Raw genomic sequence first — 17,116 nt, forward strand, 5'->3', positions numbered from 1 at the left:
CCGCTCCGTCTACCCGGCCTCGGCCGGGCGTCACTCGGGCGTGGTGAAGCTCCGCCGACGGTTGTAGGCCAGCACGAGCAGGATGCCGCCGACGGAGAAGGCCACGACGCTCAACAGCAGGAGTACGAGCGGCGAGCCCGGTCCGGTGATCGGCAGCCACGCGCCACTCACCTTCGACGGCGAGGGCGTCGGCCGGGGCGTCGAAGTGCTGCTCTCCGACGGCGTGGCGGCCGGATCGCCCGGCGTCGGCGTCGCCGTCGGGTCCGCCGGGACGGGCGTGGCGGTCGGGTCCGCCGGGGTCGCCGTGGCGGTGCCCGGGGTCCGGGCGGCGACGGTCAGCGACACCTGCTTCGTGGCGCTGGTGCTGTACCCCTTCGCCGCGACGGTGAAGGCGAACGTGCCGGCGCTGGTCGGGGTGCCGCGCAGCCGGCCCTCCTCGTCGAGGGTGAGACCGCCGGGCAGGGCGCCCGCGGCCAGGGCGAACGTGATGTCCGAGTCGCCGTCGGCGGTGAACCCGAAGGAGTAGGGCTTACCGACGGTGGCGGCGGGCGGTTCGCCGGAGGTGAAGGCGGTCGCGGCCTCGGCGACGACGATCGTGGCGTTCTGCTCGTCGAAGCGGTCGTTCTTGTCGGTCATCCGCAGCGTGAACGTGTACGTCCCAGGCGTGGTCGGCGCGCCACCGAGCGACGTCCCCACCACCAGCATCCCCGGCGGCAGAGCGCCCGAGACCACCGACAACCGGTACGGCTCGGTGCCACCTGTCGCCTCGACCGTGTGGATCGCGTACACCCGGCCGAGGTACATGGGCGACCGGGGCTTGCCCGACGTGATGACGACCTTGGGCTCGCGTACCTCGATCGTCGCCGTCTGCTCGTCGAAGAGGTCGTTCTGGTCGGTCATCCGCAACGTGAACGTGTACGTGCCGGGCGTCGTCGGCGCGCCACCGAGCGACGTCCCCACCACCAGCATCCCCGGCGGCAGAGCGCCCGACACCACCGACAACCGGTACGGCCCGGTGCCGCCTGTCGCCTCGACGGTGTGGATCGCGTAGACCTGCCCGATGACCATGACGGACGGGGGCTTGCCCGAGGTGATGGTGACGGCCTCCGTGACGGCGGTGGCCGGTTGCGCGGCGGCCGGTTGACCGGCGCCCAGCAGCAGAGCGGCAACCATCGTCAGGGCCATGACCGGGCGAAGTGTCCCCATCGCACATCCAGCTCTCGGTCGGAACCGCTCGCGTCCGCCAGCGGGCCACAGTCCAGTCGATCCAGCAGACTCGGAGTTTATTCGACCAGTGCCAGCGGCCCCGGACAATCCACTGATCGGTGATCACCGTGTCGCTGCGACGACAGCCGCGCCCGGCGCGGTCGTGGTGACCGCACCGGGCGCGGGACGACTTCCGGGTACGGGGGCGGGCGGCCCGCCTCCGTACCCCGGCGTTCAGAGCGCCGGCGGGGTGAGCGTGCCGACGGCGCTCTCCAGCGCGGCGGCGACGCGGTACATCCGGTCGTCGGCCATGGTCGGCGCCATGATCTGGAAACCGACCGGGAGCCCGTCGGACAGGCCGCACGGCACCGAGATGGCCGGGCCGCCGTACAGGTTCGTCGGGATGGTGAACAGGTCGGCCAGGTACATCTGGTACGGGTCGGCGGTACGCGACCCGATCGGGAACGCCACGAACGGCGTGGTCGGCGAGATCAGCGCGTCGACCTGCTCGAACGCACTGGTGAAGTCCCGCGTGATCAGGGTGCGGACCTTCTGCGCCTGGCCGTAGTAGGCGTCGTAGTAGCCCGACGAGAGCGCGTACGTGCCGATCATGATCCGGCGCTTGACCTCGGGGCCGAAGCCGGCCTCGCGGGTGAGCGACATGACCTCCTCCAGCGACCGGTTGCCGTCGTCGCCGACCCGCAGGCCGAACCGGACGCCGTCGAACCGGGCCAGGTTGGAGGAGCACTCGCTCGGCGCGATCAGGTAGTAGGCCGGCAGCGCGTACTTGAAGTGCGGGCAGGAGATCTCGACGATCTCGGCGCCCAGCTTCGCCAGCGCCTCGACCGACTCGCGGAACGCGGCCATCACGCCCGGCTCGGCGCCCTCGCCGGTGAACTCGGTGACCACGCCGAGCTTCACGCCGGTCAGGTCGCCGCCGGCGCCGCGCCGCGCCGCGGCCACCACGTCCGGCACCGGGGCCGGGATCGAGGTGGAGTCGCGCGGGTCGTGACCGCCGATCACCTGGTGCAGCAACGCGGCGTCGAGCACGGTACGCGCGCACGGGCCGGGTGTGTCCAGCGACGAGGAGAACGCGACAAGGCCGTAGCGGGAGGTGCCGCCGTAGGTGGGCTTCGCGCCGACGGTGCCGGTGACCGCGCCGGGCTGGCGGATCGAGCCGCCCGTGTCCGAGCCGATCGACAGCGGCGCCTCGTACGCGGCCAGCGCCGCCGCGCTGCCGCCGCCGGAGCCGCCCGGGATCCGGTCGGTGTCCCACGGGTTACGGGTCGGCCCGTACGCCGAGTATTCGGTGGAGGAGCCCATGGCGAACTCGTCCATGTTCGTCTTGCCGAGCATCACCGTGCCGGCGGCGCGCAGCCGCTCGACGATCGTCGAGTCGTACGGCGGGCGCCAGCCCTCCAGGATCTTCGACCCGACTGTGGTCGGCACGCCCTTGGTGGTCAGGACGTCCTTCACCGCGACCGGCACCCCGGCCAGCGGGCCCAGTTCCTCGCCGGCGGCGCGGCGCTCGTCCACCGCACGAGCGGCGGCCAGCGCGCCCTCGGTGTCGACGTGCAGGAACGCGTGCACCCGGTCGTCGACGGCGCCGATACGGTCCAGGTGGGCCTGGGTGACCTCGACCGCGGAGGTCTCGCCGCTCGCCACCAGCCCGGCGAGTTCGACGGCGCTCAACTTGGTCAGGTCGGTCATGCCGGCACTCCCGCTGCGCTCGCTCATGAGGCCACATCCTCGTCCAGGATCCGCGGGACGCGGAACCGCTGCTCCTCGGCGTCGGGGGCACCCGACAGCGCCTCCTGCGGGGTCAGGCCCGGCCGCACCACGTCCTCGCGGAGCACGTTCGTCAGCGGCACGGAGTGGGACGTCGGCGGGATGTCCGCCGCGGCGACCTCGCCGACCTGCGCGACCGACTGGAGGATCACATCCAGCTGGCCGGCGAAGGTGTCCAGCTCCTCCTCCGTGACGGCGAGCCGCGACAGTCGCGCGAGGTGCGCGACCTCCTCGCGGGAGATGGCGGCCATCAGTGCCCCCTTCGTGGCTGTCCTGAGACGTCTGCGGTGGGCCGGCCGCGCGTACGGGCGTGCTCCATGACGCGCGGTGACCGGAGCGAGTCTATTGTCCCGCCGTCACGACGACGCCTTCGACTCCCCCTCCGGCGCCGGACCGCTGCGGCTCCCCACCTCCGCCGGGCGCACCGGACGGTAGCGGGACAGCCAGGCCACCAGGTCCTCGGCCGGCATCGGCCGGGCGTGGAACCAGCCCTGCGCCACGTCGCACCCGGCGGCGTGCAGCAGCCGCCAGGTGCGCTCGTCCTCCACGCCCTCGGCCACCACCCGCAGCCCGAGCGCGCCGGCCAGCTCGATCATCGAGCGGACGATCGCCGCGTCGTCCGGGTCGTCGGCCATCCCGAGGACGAACGACCGGTCCACCTTCACCTCGGACAGCGGGAGCCGGCGCAGGTGCTGCAGCGACGAGTAGCCGGTGCCGAAGTCGTCCAGCGCGATGCCGACGCCGATCCGGTGCAACTGGGTGATGCTGGCGAGCACCCGCCGGGGGTCGGCCATCAACGCGCCCTCGGTGATCTCCACCTGGAGGCGCTCGGGCGGCACGCCGTACCGGGTCAGCCGGTCGGCGATCTGGTCGGCGATCTCGCCGGTGTGCAGGTCACGCACGCTGACGTTGAGCGCGGCCCGCAGCGTGAGCCCGGCCGCCGACCACTTGGCGAGCTGCTCCACGACGTCGTCCACCACGCGGCGGGTGAGCAGCCGCATCACCGCGCTCTGCTCGGCGACCTGGATCAGCTCGCCCGGGTCGACCATGCCCCGGCGCGGGTGCCGCCAGCGCAGCAGCGCCTCGACGCCCACCACCTCGCCGGTGGCGATGGCGATCTGCGGCTGGTAGTACATGGTGATCTCGCCCGGGTCCCCCGCCTGGTCGTCCGGGGCGGTCGTCGTGCTCCCGTCGGCGGTCGGCCCGATCACACCCGGCGCGCCGGTGCTGACCGCCGCCTCCGCGTCGCGCGTGACCTCCCCGCCGGCGGTCCCGGTGGCCGGCGTGAAATCCGCGTCGTCCACCACGAGCGGGCCCGCAGCCGGTCCGGCCCCGGCGTTGGCGGCCCGGCGGCGGATCGGGTCGGCGCCGGTGAGGATCCGCTCGATCAGGTCGTCGTCGTGCCGCTCCTCCGCCCGGTCCCGGCGGCGCCGCAGCCACCGGTTCGGCCCGTCGCCGGACCGCCCGCGACCGCCGTCGCGCGCCGGGCGCTGGTTGCGGGCCGGACGGTCGGCCCGGACCGGCAGCGCCGGCTGCAGGGCGGCGCCGTCACCCCCGCGTACGCCGACCGTCTCCCCGCCCCGCGCGGACGGGCCGGACTCCAGCACCCGGCGCAGGTCGGCCAGCAGGCTCAGCCGCTCGGCCGAGTTGTGGTCGGACTCCGGCGCGTAGACCGCCACCGTGTCGTTGCGGTGCTTCGCGTCGTACATGGCCACGTCGGCGTGACGCATCAGGGTGGCGAAGTCCTCGCCGTGCTCGGGGTAGAGCGCGATGCCGATGGCGCCGCCCACGTCCAGCGGCAGCCCGTCCAGCGGCACCGGCTCGGCGAGCGCCGCGACCACCCGGTCCGCCCGCTCGCGGGCCTGGTCGATGTCGGTGAGCCGGGGTACGACGATGGCGAACTCGTCGCCGCCGAGCCGCGCCACCATGTCACCGCCGTCCACGGCGCCCATCAGCCGGGCGCTCACCTCGACCAGCAGGCGGTCACCCACAGCGTGCCCGAGCGCGTCGTTGACGTGCTTGAACCGGTCGAGGTCGAGCAGCAGCAGCGCCAGATGCGCGTCCGGCGCGCCCCGGGCGGCCCGGTCGCCGTGCAGGTGCACCTGCTCGGCCACCTCGGTCAGCAGCGCCTTGCGGTTGGGCAGCCCGGTGAGCGGATCCACGTCGGCGAGCTGTTCCCGTTCCGCGGAGAGCCGGGCCATCCGGTAGACCGCGAACAGCGGCACCAGCACCAGCGGGATCAGCGCCGCGCTGGCCCGGGCGGCGGCCACCAGCACCGGCGCGAGCAGCAGCAGCGAGCCGGTGGCGAGCAGCTCGTAGGCCAGGCCACTGCGGACGCTGGGCCACCACCGGTCGCCGAAACGCAACCGGACCGCTGAGCTGACCAGCCCGTAGTTGACCACGAACCAGGCGATCGTCGCGCCGCCCACCGCCGCCACGTCGGTCCAGTGCAGCCGGCCGCCGTCGAACAGCTCACCCGGGCCGAGCCGGGTGGCCGCGTACGCGGCGGCGAGCGCGCAGGCGTACTGCGCCGCGTTGAAGCCGGTGCGCCAGGGCGCGTACCCGAGCCGCCAGCCGCTGACCGCCACCGCCACGGCCTGCACCGCCACGGCCGGACCGAAGCCCCAGCCGAGCAGGATGGCGAAGGTGAAGCAGGTCGACGGGAACACCGCCGACGTCTGCCGCCGGCCGGGCGGGACGAACGGGCGCGCGTCGCACGCGACGGCGAGCGCCGCCATGGTCCAGAACGCGGCCGGCAGCTCGCTCCACCTGTCGGCGAGCGCGACGAGCGGCCCGGCCGAGACCGCCAGGGCGACCACGCCGATCGCGCCGACGAAGCCGAAGAACGGCCCGCTCCGGCCGGGCGGGACGGAGTTACGCGGATCGCCGGTCTCCATCGCACCTCCCGGGGAACGTCCTGGCGCGCACCGTCACGCGTCGTACGCCAATGAAACGCCCTCCGAGGCGATTTCCCCGACACGACAGTCACGAATCGGTCGTAGTCGTAATTAACTTGGTATCCGCCGGCCGATCGCTGTGACCAGCCTGTCAGTCCTCCACCCGGGCCACCTCGCGGGCCGCCTCCGGGCCGGAGTCCAGCAGGACGCGGAAGCCGTCCTCGTCGAGGATCGGCAGTTTCAGGGTGGCGGCCTTGTCGGCCTTGGAGCCGGGATTGTCGCCGACCACCACGAAGCCGGTCTTCTTGGAGACCGAGCCGGTCACCTTGCCGCCCCGGACCTGGATCGCCTCGGCCGCCTGGTCGCGGCTGAACCCGCTGAGCGTGCCGGTGACCACCACTGTCACGCCGTCGAGCGGTCGCGGCCCCTCGTCGGCGGCCTCCTCGGCCATCCGTACGCCCGCCTCGGCCCACTTGCGCACCACGTCGCGGTGCCAGTCGACGGCGAACCACTCCTTCACGCTCGCCGCGATCGTCGGGCCGACGCCGTCCACCGAGGACAGCTCCTCCTCACCGGCGGCCTCGATCGCGGCGACCGAGCGGAAGTGCCGGGCGAGCGCCTGGGCGGCAGTCGGGCCGACGTGCCGGATGGACAGCGCCACCAGCACCCGCCACAGGTCGCGTTCCTTGGCCTCGGCGAGGTTGTCGAGCAGCTTGGTGGCGTTGCTGCCCAGGCTGCCGTCCTTGTTGACGAAGAACGGCGACCGGCTCAGCTGCTCGGCGTCGAGCTGGAACAGGTCACCCTCGTTTGTGATGATCTGGGCGTCCAGCAGCGCCGCCGCGCCCTTCTCGCCGAGCACCTCGATGTCGAGCACCTTGCGGCTGGCCAGGTAGAAGACCCGCTCGCGGATCTGACCGGGGCAGGCCCGCCCGTTGGGGCAGCGGATGTCGACGTCGCTCTCCTTCGCCGGCGCGAGCGGCGTGCCGCAGGCCGGGCAGGTGGTCGGCATGACGAACGGGCGGGCGTCGGCCGGGCGCAGCTCGACCACCGGACCGAGCACCTCGGGGATCACGTCGCCGGCCTTGCGCAGCACCACCGTGTCGCCGATGAGCACACCCTTGCGCTCCACCTCGCGGGCGTTGTGCAGCGTCGCCAGCGCGACAGTGGAACCGGCCACCCGGACCGGTTCCAGGACGGCGAACGGGGTGACCCGGCCGGTGCGCCCGACGTTGACGTCGATGTCGAGCAGCTTGGTGTTCACCTCTTCCGGCGGGTATTTGAAGGCGATCGCCCAGCGGGGCGCCCGGCTGGTCGAGCCGAGGCGGCCCTGGATCGAGACCGGGTCGACCTTGACCACCACGCCGTCGATCTCGTGCTCGACGTCGTGCCGGTGTTTGCCGTAGTAGGCGATGTATTCCGCGACCCCGGCCAGGTCGTCCACCACCCGCCACCGGTCGCTGGTGGGCAGCCCCCACGCCTTGAGCGCGGCGTACGACTCGGACTGCGCGGCCGGCCGGAACCCGGTGCGCGCGCCGATGCCGTGCACCACCAGGCGCAGCGGGCGGGAGGCGGTCACCCGGGGGTCCTTCTGCCGCAGGCTGCCGGCGGCGGCGTTGCGCGGGTTGGCGAACGGCGCCTTGCCCTGCTCGACCAGGCTCGCGTTCAGGTCGGCGAACGCCGCCACCGGGAAGTAGATCTCGCCGCGCACCTCGATCAGATCCGGCACGTCGGGGAAGTCGTCGGCCGGGGTCAGCCGGGCCGGCACACCCTTGATGCTGCGCACGTTGGCGGTGACGTCCTCGCCGGTGCGGCCGTCGCCCCGGGTCGCGGCGCGCACCAGCCGGCCCTTCTCGTAGGTCAGGTTGATGGCGAGCCCGTCGACCTTCAGCTCGCACAGGTAGGGCACCGGGCCGCCCGCGTCGCGCTCGACCCGCTCGGACCAGGCCGCCAGCTCCTCGTCGGCGAAGGCGTTGTCGAGCGAGAGCATCCGCTCGGCGTGCGCGACCGGCGTGAAGTCGGTGGAGAAGGTGCCGCCGACCCGCTGGGTGGGCGAGTCGGGGGTGCGCAGCGCCGGATACTCGGCCTCCAGCGCCTCCAGCTCCCGCAGCTGCCTGTCGAACTCCGCGTCGGTGACGGTCGGCGCGTCGAGCACGTAGTAGCGGTACTGGTGCTCGGTCAGCTCCTGGCTGAGCGTGGCGTGCCGCTCCCGGGCCGCCGGGGTCGGCTCGGCACCCGCCGCCGCGTCCTGGGCCGCGTCGACCGCTGGGGGAACCGCTTCTTCGGACACGCCGCCGCCTTCGGACACCGCTGTCGACCTCCCGTGTTCGTGCTACCCGAGAACCGTAACGGTCGGCTGTGACAGTCGTCCGGCCACCCGCGCCGAGCAGGGCGAACCGGCGCTCGTCGCGCCACCCGGGCGGGTGCGGCCCGGCCGTGCGACGATCGCGTCGGCGGTGCTGGGCGACAACTGTCGGAAGGCGGGCGGCGGATGCGCGACGGGCTGATCTGGGCGCTGGTGATCGTGGCCTGCGTCGCGGCCGGCTGGCTGTGGAACGACTGGCGCCGCCGCGCGGCCGAACGCGCCGGGACGCGCGACCGGGCCGACGGGAGACGCGACCGGGCCGACGGACGGCGGCCGGGCACCGGACGTGGCAGCCGCACCGGCGGACCGGACGGCGACCGGTCCGGCACCGACCGGCCCGGCGGTGGACGCCGCGGTGACCGGGCGGGCACCGGTCCGCGGGGTGACCGCACCGCGACGCCGCCGAGGCCGCGCGGCGCCGGACGGGCCGATCGGGACGAGCCCTGGCCCGGGGATATCTGGTGGGCCGACGTGCCCTACGCCGACGGGAGCGGTTCGAAGGTGCGCCCCTGCCTGGTGCTGCGGGTCGACGGCCGGGACGCCGAGGTGCTGAAGATCACCAGCCAGGACAAGTCGGACCGGGACGACCACCTGCCGATCCCCACCCGCGACTGGGATCCGGGCGCCGACCACGACAGCTACCTGGACGTCAGCGAGCCGATCCCGGTGCCGCTGAGCGCGTTCGCCGACCGGGCCGGCACCTGCGACCCCGACCTGTGGCGGGGCGTGCGCCGGCTGAGCCACCTCGCCGGCTGAGCGGGCCGCCGCCGTCCCGCCTCACCCGGGCCGACGTCACGCCGACGATCCCCGACCACCGTCTGAGCCGGCGCCGGACGCCTCCGGGTCGAACGCGGCGGCGAGCGCGGTGAGCTGGTCGGCGTACTCGATCCGGCCGGCCCACCCGGCGGGCCAGGCGGCCGTGCCGTACGCGGCGCCAACGAACGCGCCGGCCAGCGCGGCGATGGAGTCCGAGTCGCCGGCGGTGGTGGCGCCACGGGCCAGCGCGCCGACCGGGTCGTCGGTGTGGCGCAGCGCGCAGAGCAGCGCCGTGGCGAGCGCCTCCTCGGCGATCCACCCCTCGCCGGTGAGCCGGCACAGGTCGCCGCCGTCGTCCGGGCGGGCCAGCGCCGCCTCCAGCCGGGCGAGTACGCGCAGGCAGTCGTCCCAGCCCCGGGCGACGAACTCGGCCACGCCGCTGTCGCCGGGCCGCCGCCACAGGTCACCGAGCCAGTCGTCCCGGTAGACGGTGCGCTGCTCCCGGGCCCGCTCGGTGAGCAGACCGGGCAGCTCCGGCAGCGCCGCGCCGTCGCGCAGCAGCCGGACCGCGTACGCGGTCAGCTCGCTGGCCGCCAGCCCGGTCGGATGGCCGTGGGTGAGACCGGCCTGGAGCTGGGCCAGCCCGGCCATCGTGTCCAGGTCGACGTCGAGCAGCCCGACCGGGGTGACGCGCATGTTCGCGCCGCAGCCCTTGGAATCGGCGACCGTGGCCTCCTGCCAGCGGGCGCCCCGGGCCAGCTCGGCGCAGGCCCGCAGGCAGGTCATGCCGGGGGCACGGTTGTTCTCCGGGCTGACCGACCAGTCGACGAAGCGCTGCCGCAGCAGCGGCTCCACCGCACCGGCCGTGTACGCGGGCGCGTCGTGCAGCGCCCACGCCACGGCCAGCGCCATCTGAGTGTCGTCGGTGACCAGGGCCGGATCGCCGGTCAGCTCACGCGGACCGGCCGGGCCGTAGCGCCGGACGATCTCGGTGACGGTGAGGAACTCGGTCGGCTTGCCCAGGGCGTCGCCGAAGGCCAGGCCGAACAGCGAACCGGCGGCGCGGCCGGTGGCGGTGGAGGCGGTCACGGTGGCGATCATGCCTCCGCCGCGCAACTTGCGGAAGATCAGTCCCAGCAGAGGCAGAACGGGTGGCCGACCGGGTCGGCGTAGACCCGGAAGCCCTCCCCCTCACCCGGCAGCCGTCGCGCGCCGAGCGCCAGCGCCGCCTTCTCGGCCGCCTCGATGTCGTCGACAGTCACGTCGAGGTGGAACTGCTGCGGCCGGGCCGGGTCGGGCCAGTCGGGGGTGCGCAGGCCGGGCGCCCGCTGGAAGGCCACCCGCGGCTGGTGCCCGGGCGGGCCGCCGAGCACCACCCACTCGTCGCCGTCGGAGTCCTCCTCCACCAGGGGCAGGCCGAGCAGCTCGGAGTAGAAGGCGGCGAGCGCGTGCGGATCGGGGCAGTCGATCACTGTGGAACGCAGTCGTCCAATCATGCCGGTCATCGTGCCCGGCGGGTACGACGGAAAAACGTCAGTCCTCGGCGAGCCGCCGGCCGGCGTCGCGGCAGGCGGCGAGCACCGCGCGGGCGTACCCCGGGGTGGCGCCGGCCAGGCCGCACGCGGGGGTGACCACCACCTGCTCGGCCAGCCGGCGGCGGGGGAAGCCGAGCTGGTCCCAGACGCGCCGGATGCGGTCGGCGACCTCGGCCGACGTCGGCGCCCGGCCGGAGGCCGGCGGCAGCGTCGGCGCGGCGCCGGCGAGCAGGCCGAGCCCGGCGTCGATCGCCTCGCCGAGCGGGTCGAGGTCGGTGACCAGCGACAGGTCGAGCGCGACGCCCACCGCGCCGGTGGAGCGGATCAGCTCCAGCGGCGCGTCCGGCGCGCAGCAGTGCACGAGCGCCGGGACGCCGGCCGCCTCGATCACGTCGCGCAGCAGCGCCCGCGCGACCTCGGTCTCCACCGGCCGGTGGGTGCCGAAGCCGCTCTCGGTGGGCACCCGGCCCGCCAGCACCGCCGGCAGCGACGGCTCGTCGAGCTGGAGCAGCACCGAGGCGCGAGGCAGCCGCCGGGCCACCGCCTCGACGTGCCCGCGCAGCCCTTCGCCGAGCGAGCCGGCGAGGTCGCGTACCGCTCCGGGGTCGCGCAGCATCCGGCCGCCGATCGGCAGCTCCAGCGCGGCGGCGAGGGTGAACGGGCCGGCGGCCTGGACCTTGACCGGGCCGGCGTACTCCTCGGCCTGCTCGGCGAGCTGGTCGAGGTCGCGTTCCATCAGGTCGCGGGCGCGGCGCAGGTCGCGGCCGGGGCGCGGGGCGATCCGCCAGCGGGCCGCGTACAGCTCGACCGGGAGTTCGACGAGCAGACCGGCGGTGCGGCCGACGATGTCCGCGCCCGGCCCCCGGGCGGGCAGCTCGGGCAGGTGCGGCAATGCGGGCAGCTCGCCGAGCACGATCCGCTGCGCCTCGGCGATGTCGGTGCCGGGCAGCGACCCGATTCCGGTCGCCGCGCCGGTGGGCCAGGGCCATGCCTGCTCAGTCACGGCCGCAGCCTATCCGCTGCCCGTCGCCGGTCAGGCGGCGGTGATGGTGGCGGAGCCGAGGACCACGTCTCCGGCCGGGTCCGGCCGGTAGGCCACGATCGCCTGGCCGGCGGCGACCCCACGGACCGGGCGGCGCAGCGACGCGCGCAGTCCGTCGGCGTCGACCTCGACGGCGGCCGGCACCACGTCGCCGTGCGCCCGGAGCTGCACCTCGCACTCGACCGGGCCGTCCGGGCGTGGCCCGCCGGTCCACACCGGGCGGGTGGCGCGCACGTCGGAGACCTCCAGCGCCTCGGCCGGGCCGACTGTCACGGTGTTCGTGGTCGGGGTGATGGACAGCACGTAGCGGGGGCGGCCGTCCGGTGCGGGACGGTCCAGGTGCAGGCCGCGCCGCTGCCCCACGGTGTACTGGTAGGCGCCGCTGTGGCTGCCCACCACCGCGCCGGTGAGCGCGTCCACCACCTGCCCCGGCGCCTCGCCGAGCCGCTCGGCCAGGAAGCCGCGGGTGTCGCCGTCGGCGATGAAGCAGATGTCGTGCGAGTCCGGCTTGTCGGCCACCGCGAGGCCACGCCGGGCGGCCTCCGCGCGCACCTCGGCCTTCGTCGAGTCGCCCAGCGGGAAGATCGACCGGTCGAGCTGGGCGCGGGTCAGCACCGCCAGCACGTACGACTGGTCCTTGGCCGCGTCGACGCTGCGCCGCAGCAGGCCGTCGGCGCCGAGCCGGGCGTGGTGGCCGGTGACCACCGCGTCGAAGCCCAGGGCCACGGCCCGGTCCAGCACCGCGGCAAACTTGATCTTCTCGTTGCAGCGCAGGCAGGGATTCGGGGTACGCCCCGCGGCGTACTCGGCCACGAAGTCGTCCACCACGTCGTCGTGGAACCGGTCGGCCATGTCCCACACGTAGAACGGGATGCCGAGCACGTCGGCGGCGCGCCGGGCGTCCCGGGAGTCCTCCAGTGTGCAGCAGCCCCGAGCGCCGGTGCGGTACGTCTGCGGGTTACGCGCCAGCGCCAGGTGCACGCCCGTCACGTCGTGCCCGGCCTCCACCGTCCGTGCCGCCGCGACGGCGGAGTCCACCCCGCCCGACATCGCCGCCAGAACCCTCACCGGCCCACTCCCCTCGTCCTCACCGAGCGTATCCGGGTCAGCGGGGCGTACGGAGGGCGGCCGCGCGGCGGGCCCGTTCCACGGCGGCCGGCAGCGCCGCGATCAGCGCGTCCACGTCCGCGCCGGTGCTCGTGTGCCCGAGCGTGAAGCGCAGCGAGGACCGGGCGCGGTCGTCGTCGGCGCCCATCGCCAGCAGCACGTGGGAGGGCTGGGCCACCCCGGCGGAGCAGGCCGACCCGGTCGAGCAGGCGATGCCCTGGGCGTCCAGGAGCAGCAGCAGCGCGTCCCCCTCGCAGCCGGGGAAGGAGAAGTGCGCGTTGCCCGGGAGCCGGTCGGCCGGGTCGCCGTTGAAGATCACCTCGGGGACGGCCTGCCGGACCCGCTCGACCAGCTCGTCGCGGAGCGCGGCGACGCGGGCGGCGTACTCCTGCTGGCCCTTGACCGCGCTCTCGACGGCGACCGCGAACGCGACGATGCCCGCGGTGTCCAGTGTCCCGGAGCGTACGTCGCGCTCCTGGCCGCCGCCGTGCAGCAGCGGGGTGGCCGCCACGTCGCGGGCCAGCAGCAACGCGCCCACACCGGCCGGGCCGCCGAGCTTGTGCCCGGTCACGGTGAGCGCCGACACGCCGCTGGCGGCGAAGTCGACTGGCACCTGCCCGACCGCCTGGATGGCGTCGGTGTGGAACGGCACCCCGTGTTCGGCGGCGACTGCGGCCAGCTCGGCGACCGGCTGGACGGTGCCCACCTCGTTGTTGGCCCACATGGCGGTGACCACCGCGACGCGCTCGCCGTGCTCGGCCAGCTCGGCACGCAGCCGCGCCGGGTCGAGCCGCCCGGCCGCGTCGACCGGAAGCCAGCCGGCCTGCGCGCCCTCGTGCTCGACCAGCCAGTCCACCGCGTCGAGGACGGCGTGGTGCTCGACCGCGCTGGAGACCACCCGGACCCGGTCGGCGCGGGCGGCGCGGCGGGCCCAGAAGACGCCCTTCACGGCGAGGTTGTCGCTCTCCGTGCCACCGCCGGTGAAGATCACCTCGGAGGGGCGGGCGCCGAGCGCGGCGGCCACCCGCTCGCGGGACTCCTCCACCCGTCGCCGGGCCCGGCGACCCGCCGCGTGCAGCGACGAGGCGTTGCCGACCTCGCGGGCGACAGCGACGTACGCCTCGAGTGCCTCGTCCAGCATCGGGGTCGTCGCCGCGTGATCAAGGTATGCCATCACGGTTCAGCCTAACGGCCTGCGTACCCGGTGCCGGGGGCCGGACCGCCCCGTCCCACCCGGGGCGGTCCGGCCCGCTCACGCGGGAACGGCCGTGATCACGCGGGAACCGCCGTGATCACGATGTTGTCCCGGTAGCTGCGGGTCTTCGCGTCGAACGGCCCGCCGCAGGTGATCAGCGTGAGACGGGGCTTGCCGTCGCGCGCGAAGTACCGCTCCAGCGGGATCTTCGACTTCCGGTACTCCTCCCGGGCCACCACCCGGTAGGAGCGCTCGCGGCCGTCCGAGCCGGTGGCGGTCAGCTCGTCCCCCTGGCCCAGTTCACGCAGCCGGAAGAACGCCCCCTTGCCCTGCTCGGCGCTGTCCACGTGCCCGGCGATCACCACCGAGCCGGCGCCGGCCTCCAGGCCGGGCCCGTAGCGGTACCAGCCCACCTGGTCCACGCTGGGCGGCACCTCGAACTCGTCGGTGCGCTCGTTGACGCCCACCGGGTTGACGGTCGCCGTGACCCGGATCGGCGGGATGCTCAGCTTCACCGGCGGCACGATCTCGCTGTCGGCCGGCAGCGTCCCCGGGTTCACCGGGACCGAGCCGCCGCCGGTCGCCACCGGGGCCGGCGTGGGCGTGGCACTGGCCAGGGCCGTCACCTCGTCGCCGCCGACGTCCTCGGCGCTGTCGGAGCCGCACGCCACCACTGTCGCCAGGGTGAGCGCGGCGGCGCCGGCGGCCATCGCCGCCAGCGCCCCGCGGTTGCGCACCGTCATCGGCGACCGGCCCGGGCGGTTGCCGCCACCCGCGCCCCGCCGCCGACCAGGAGCAGCACGCCGGCTCCGGCCAGCACGTACCACCAGGTGTCCACGCCGGTGCCGGCCTGGCCGCCGGTGCCGCTGGGCACGCCGCCCGGCGCCGAGTGCAGGCCGTTGACGGTCTGGGCGACCACGCTCAGGTTCTTCGCCTCGGCCGAGCCGATCGCGTAGACGATGGTGGCGGTGCCCTCCTTCAGGTTCAGGTCGGCCGGGCCGATGGCGACGGTGTCGGTGCCGGCGAGCACCACGTCCGCCTCGACCGAGCCGGCGGCCACGTCCGCCTTGGCCTCCTTCGGGTTGGTCAGGCCCTCGAAGACCGGCTTGCCGCCGGCCCGCACGTCGACGGCCGGGGCGGCGGCGGTGTGCCGGACGATCAGCCGGGCCTTGCCGGCGCCCACCTTGGACACGTCGTTGACGAACGGGGTGATCTGCGGCTCGCCTGCGGCGCTCAGGTGGGCGGCGAGGCTGATGTTCGCCCCGCCCGGCACCGCGGCGTCGTCCACCTTCAGGATCGCCTTGTCGATCGCCTCACCGGGCTTGGTCAGGGCGATGTCGTAGTCCCCCTCGGGCAGGGTGAGCGGGCCGGCCACGTCGCCGGGCTTGAAGTTGTTCAGCGTCTTCTCGCCGTTGACGTACACGTCGACCGGGGTGTCCGGGATGCCGTGGACCACGGAGACCTTCGACGAGGCGGCGTAGGCCGGGCTCATGGTGGCGGCGCCGACGCCGGCGAAGGTGAGGGCGGCCACCGCGCCGCCCGCGGCGACCCGACGGAACATCGCGTACTGCATTGTCTGCCTCCTGGTGGTTGGTGCTGATTCGTCAGGCCTGGCTTGCAGAACGGGTTACGCCGGCTCCGTCGCCCCCGGATGCGGCCGGATCCGATTTCTTTTTCCCGTCTCCGGGCGCATCCGCCGGAGGCTCCGGCGACGAAGGAGAGGTGACGAGGGTCGTGACGGGACACACCGGGAGAGTGGGGCGGGGGCTGTGGGAGTTACAGTCGGGCATGCCCCACGGAAGGCGAGCCGCCCGGTGACGGCGGCCAGGCAGGGCCCCGAACCGCCGGGCGAGGACGACCTCGCCACCCGGTTCCGCGACGGCGACGAGGCGGCCCTGCGAGAGGCGTACGACAGGTACGGGCGGGCGGTGCTGCACCTGGCCACCACGACGCTCGTGAACCGCAGCGACGCCGAAGACGTGACCCAGGCGACGTTCGTCGCCGCCTGGCTCGGCCGGGAGACGTTCGACCCGGCGAAAGGCTCATTGGTCGGCTGGCTGCTCGGGATCGGGCGGCGCAAGGTGGTCGACCGGATCCGGGCCGCGGCCCGGGAGACCCGGGTGGTCGAGACGGTGAAGCAACTGCCGGAGCCGGTCTCCACCGGCCCCGACCCGGACACCGTGGTCGACCGGCTGGTGGTCGCCGACGAACTGGCCCGGCTCCCCGACGAACAACGCCGGATGCTCGAGCTGGCGTTCTACGACGACCTGACACACCAGCAGATCGCGGCGGTGACCGGAGTGCCGTTAGGCACCGTCAAGAGTCACATCAGACGCGGCATGCAGAGCCTGAAACGCAGATGGGAGGTGGACGGTGCAGCACCTGGACCACGACCGGCTGGTCTTTCTGGCGCTCGGTGAGAGCGAGGCGGCTGACGGCGAGGCCACCCATCTGGACACCTGCGACCACTGCCGGGGCGAGATGGAGACGCTCCAGCACGTCGCCGGGCTCGGCGCCGGCACCCAGGGCCTGGCCGACCTGCCCGACCCGCCGGAGCACATCTGGCAGGGCATCGTGGCCGAGATCCGGGCCGCCGAGGAGCTGCCGGCGCTGACCGAGCGGCGTCTGCCGCGCCCGGCCGACCCGGTGGAGCCGGCCGCCGTACCCGTCGTGGCACGTCGTCCGCGGCGGAGCCGGCGCTGGCCGGGGTGGGCGACCACGGCGGTCACCGCCACCGCCGCCGCGGTGATCGGCGTGGCCGGCACCGCCGCGGTGCTCGGCGGTGGCGGCGGTGAGCAGACGGACCCAGAGCCACCGGTGGTGGCCAGCGCGCCGCTCGCCGCGTTCGGTTCGACGCCGAAGGACGCCTCCGGCGACGCCCGGGTGCTCGGTGACAACCGGTTGCATCTGCACGTGACGAATCTCCCGACCGTTCCGGGGTACTACGAGGTCTGGCTGATCGATCCGAACACGATGAAGATGTTCTCCGTGGGTACGCTGAGCAACGGATCAGGGGACGCGCTGCTGCCGATTCCCCCGAACGTCGACCTGCGTACCTACACCGTGGTCGACATCAGCGCCGAGCAGTACGACAACAAGCCCGATCACTCCGGTGACAGCCTCCTGAGGGGCACCCTGACGGGCTGATCGGCGGGCCGGCTCAGCTCCCCGGCCCGCCGATCAGCTCCCTACGAGAAAGGCCGCCGCCCGGTGCACCGGGCGGCGGCC

At 74.4% G+C, this 17,116-nt stretch carries 15 protein-coding genes; 3 read left to right on the forward strand and 12 right to left on the reverse strand.

Going from position 1 to position 17,116, the window contains the following annotated elements; genetic code table 11:
* Nucleotides 1–30: 30 nt before the first annotated feature.
* The 5 genes from Q3W68_RS02050 to ligA form a co-directional block, all read right to left on the reverse strand.
* The gene (locus Q3W68_RS02050; protein ID WP_302903827.1) at nt 31–1,185 is read right to left on the reverse strand and encodes a putative Ig domain-containing protein; all 1,155 of its coding nucleotides are present in this window, start codon (nt 1,183–1,185) and stop codon (nt 31–33) included.
* A 255-nt stretch (nt 1,186–1,440) separates the two neighbouring features.
* Nucleotides 1,441–2,916, reverse strand: coding sequence for an Asp-tRNA(Asn)/Glu-tRNA(Gln) amidotransferase subunit GatA (gatA, locus tag Q3W68_RS02055; RefSeq protein WP_302904934.1), 1,476 nt, complete (start codon nt 2,914–2,916; stop codon nt 1,441–1,443).
* A gap of 23 nt (nt 2,917–2,939) precedes the next feature.
* Nucleotides 2,940–3,245, reverse strand: a complete 306-nt coding sequence (gene gatC, locus Q3W68_RS02060) for an Asp-tRNA(Asn)/Glu-tRNA(Gln) amidotransferase subunit GatC (RefSeq protein WP_013284468.1) — start codon at nt 3,243–3,245, stop codon at nt 2,940–2,942.
* Nucleotides 3,246–3,350: 105 nt separating this feature from the next.
* On the reverse strand, nt 3,351–5,891 hold the full coding sequence (locus Q3W68_RS02065) for a bifunctional diguanylate cyclase/phosphodiesterase (RefSeq protein ID WP_302903828.1): 2,541 nt from the start codon (nt 5,889–5,891) through the stop codon (nt 3,351–3,353).
* A 151-nt stretch (nt 5,892–6,042) separates the two neighbouring features.
* The gene (ligA, locus tag Q3W68_RS02070) at nt 6,043–8,178 is read right to left on the reverse strand and encodes an NAD-dependent DNA ligase LigA (RefSeq protein WP_302903829.1); all 2,136 of its coding nucleotides are present in this window, start codon (nt 8,176–8,178) and stop codon (nt 6,043–6,045) included.
* Nucleotides 8,179–8,379: 201 nt separating this feature from the next.
* Between ligA and Q3W68_RS02075 the strand changes: the two genes are divergently transcribed.
* Nucleotides 8,380–9,009 (forward strand): type II toxin-antitoxin system PemK/MazF family toxin, encoded by a 630-nt coding sequence (locus Q3W68_RS02075; protein WP_302903830.1) that lies wholly within the window; start codon nt 8,380–8,382, stop codon nt 9,007–9,009.
* A 36-nt stretch (nt 9,010–9,045) separates the two neighbouring features.
* Here the strand turns inward: Q3W68_RS02075 and Q3W68_RS02080 are convergent, their stop codons facing one another.
* The 7 genes from Q3W68_RS02080 to Q3W68_RS02110 all read right to left on the reverse strand — a co-directional run bounded on the left by Q3W68_RS02080 (nt 9,046) and on the right by Q3W68_RS02110 (nt 15,461).
* The gene (locus Q3W68_RS02080) at nt 9,046–10,107 is read right to left on the reverse strand and encodes an ADP-ribosylglycohydrolase family protein (protein WP_302904935.1); all 1,062 of its coding nucleotides are present in this window, start codon (nt 10,105–10,107) and stop codon (nt 9,046–9,048) included.
* A 29-nt stretch (nt 10,108–10,136) separates the two neighbouring features.
* Nucleotides 10,137–10,505, reverse strand: a complete 369-nt coding sequence (locus Q3W68_RS02085; RefSeq protein ID WP_302903831.1) for a VOC family protein — start codon at nt 10,503–10,505, stop codon at nt 10,137–10,139.
* A gap of 37 nt (nt 10,506–10,542) precedes the next feature.
* On the reverse strand, nt 10,543–11,547 hold the full coding sequence (locus Q3W68_RS02090) for a methionine synthase (protein ID WP_302903832.1): 1,005 nt from the start codon (nt 11,545–11,547) through the stop codon (nt 10,543–10,545).
* 30 nt (nt 11,548–11,577) lie between these two features.
* Nucleotides 11,578–12,654, reverse strand: coding sequence for a tRNA 2-thiouridine(34) synthase MnmA (gene mnmA, locus Q3W68_RS02095; RefSeq protein WP_302903833.1), 1,077 nt, complete (start codon nt 12,652–12,654; stop codon nt 11,578–11,580).
* 37 nt (nt 12,655–12,691) lie between these two features.
* Nucleotides 12,692–13,867: a cysteine desulfurase family protein gene (locus tag Q3W68_RS02100; RefSeq protein WP_302903834.1), complete on the reverse strand. Its 1,176-nt coding sequence runs from the start codon at nt 13,865–13,867 to the stop codon at nt 12,692–12,694.
* Between the two features lie 98 nt (nt 13,868–13,965).
* Nucleotides 13,966–14,631, reverse strand: a complete 666-nt coding sequence (locus Q3W68_RS02105; protein ID WP_302903835.1) for a class F sortase — start codon at nt 14,629–14,631, stop codon at nt 13,966–13,968.
* Nucleotides 14,628–15,461, reverse strand: coding sequence for a DUF4397 domain-containing protein (locus tag Q3W68_RS02110; protein ID WP_302903836.1), 834 nt, complete (start codon nt 15,459–15,461; stop codon nt 14,628–14,630). Before Q3W68_RS02110 ends, Q3W68_RS02105 begins: the two co-directional genes overlap by 4 nt.
* Before the next feature lie 241 nt (nt 15,462–15,702).
* Here Q3W68_RS02110 and Q3W68_RS02115 point away from each other — a divergent pair, with 241 nt between their 5' ends.
* A complete protein-coding gene (locus tag Q3W68_RS02115; RefSeq protein ID WP_120571328.1) occupies nt 15,703–16,308 on the forward strand; it encodes an RNA polymerase sigma factor in 606 nt (201 codons plus the stop codon).
* Complete coding sequence (locus tag Q3W68_RS02120; protein ID WP_302903837.1) at nt 16,262–17,035, forward strand: anti-sigma factor; 774 nt, start codon at nt 16,262–16,264, stop codon at nt 17,033–17,035. The genes Q3W68_RS02115 and Q3W68_RS02120 overlap by 47 nt, the downstream gene beginning before the upstream one ends.
* Nucleotides 17,036–17,116: the final 81 nt, after the last annotated feature.

The sequence above is a fragment of the Micromonospora sp. C28ISP2-4 genome (assembly GCF_030519385.1).
Classification (GTDB): domain Bacteria; phylum Actinomycetota; class Actinomycetes; order Mycobacteriales; family Micromonosporaceae; genus Micromonospora; species Micromonospora tulbaghiae.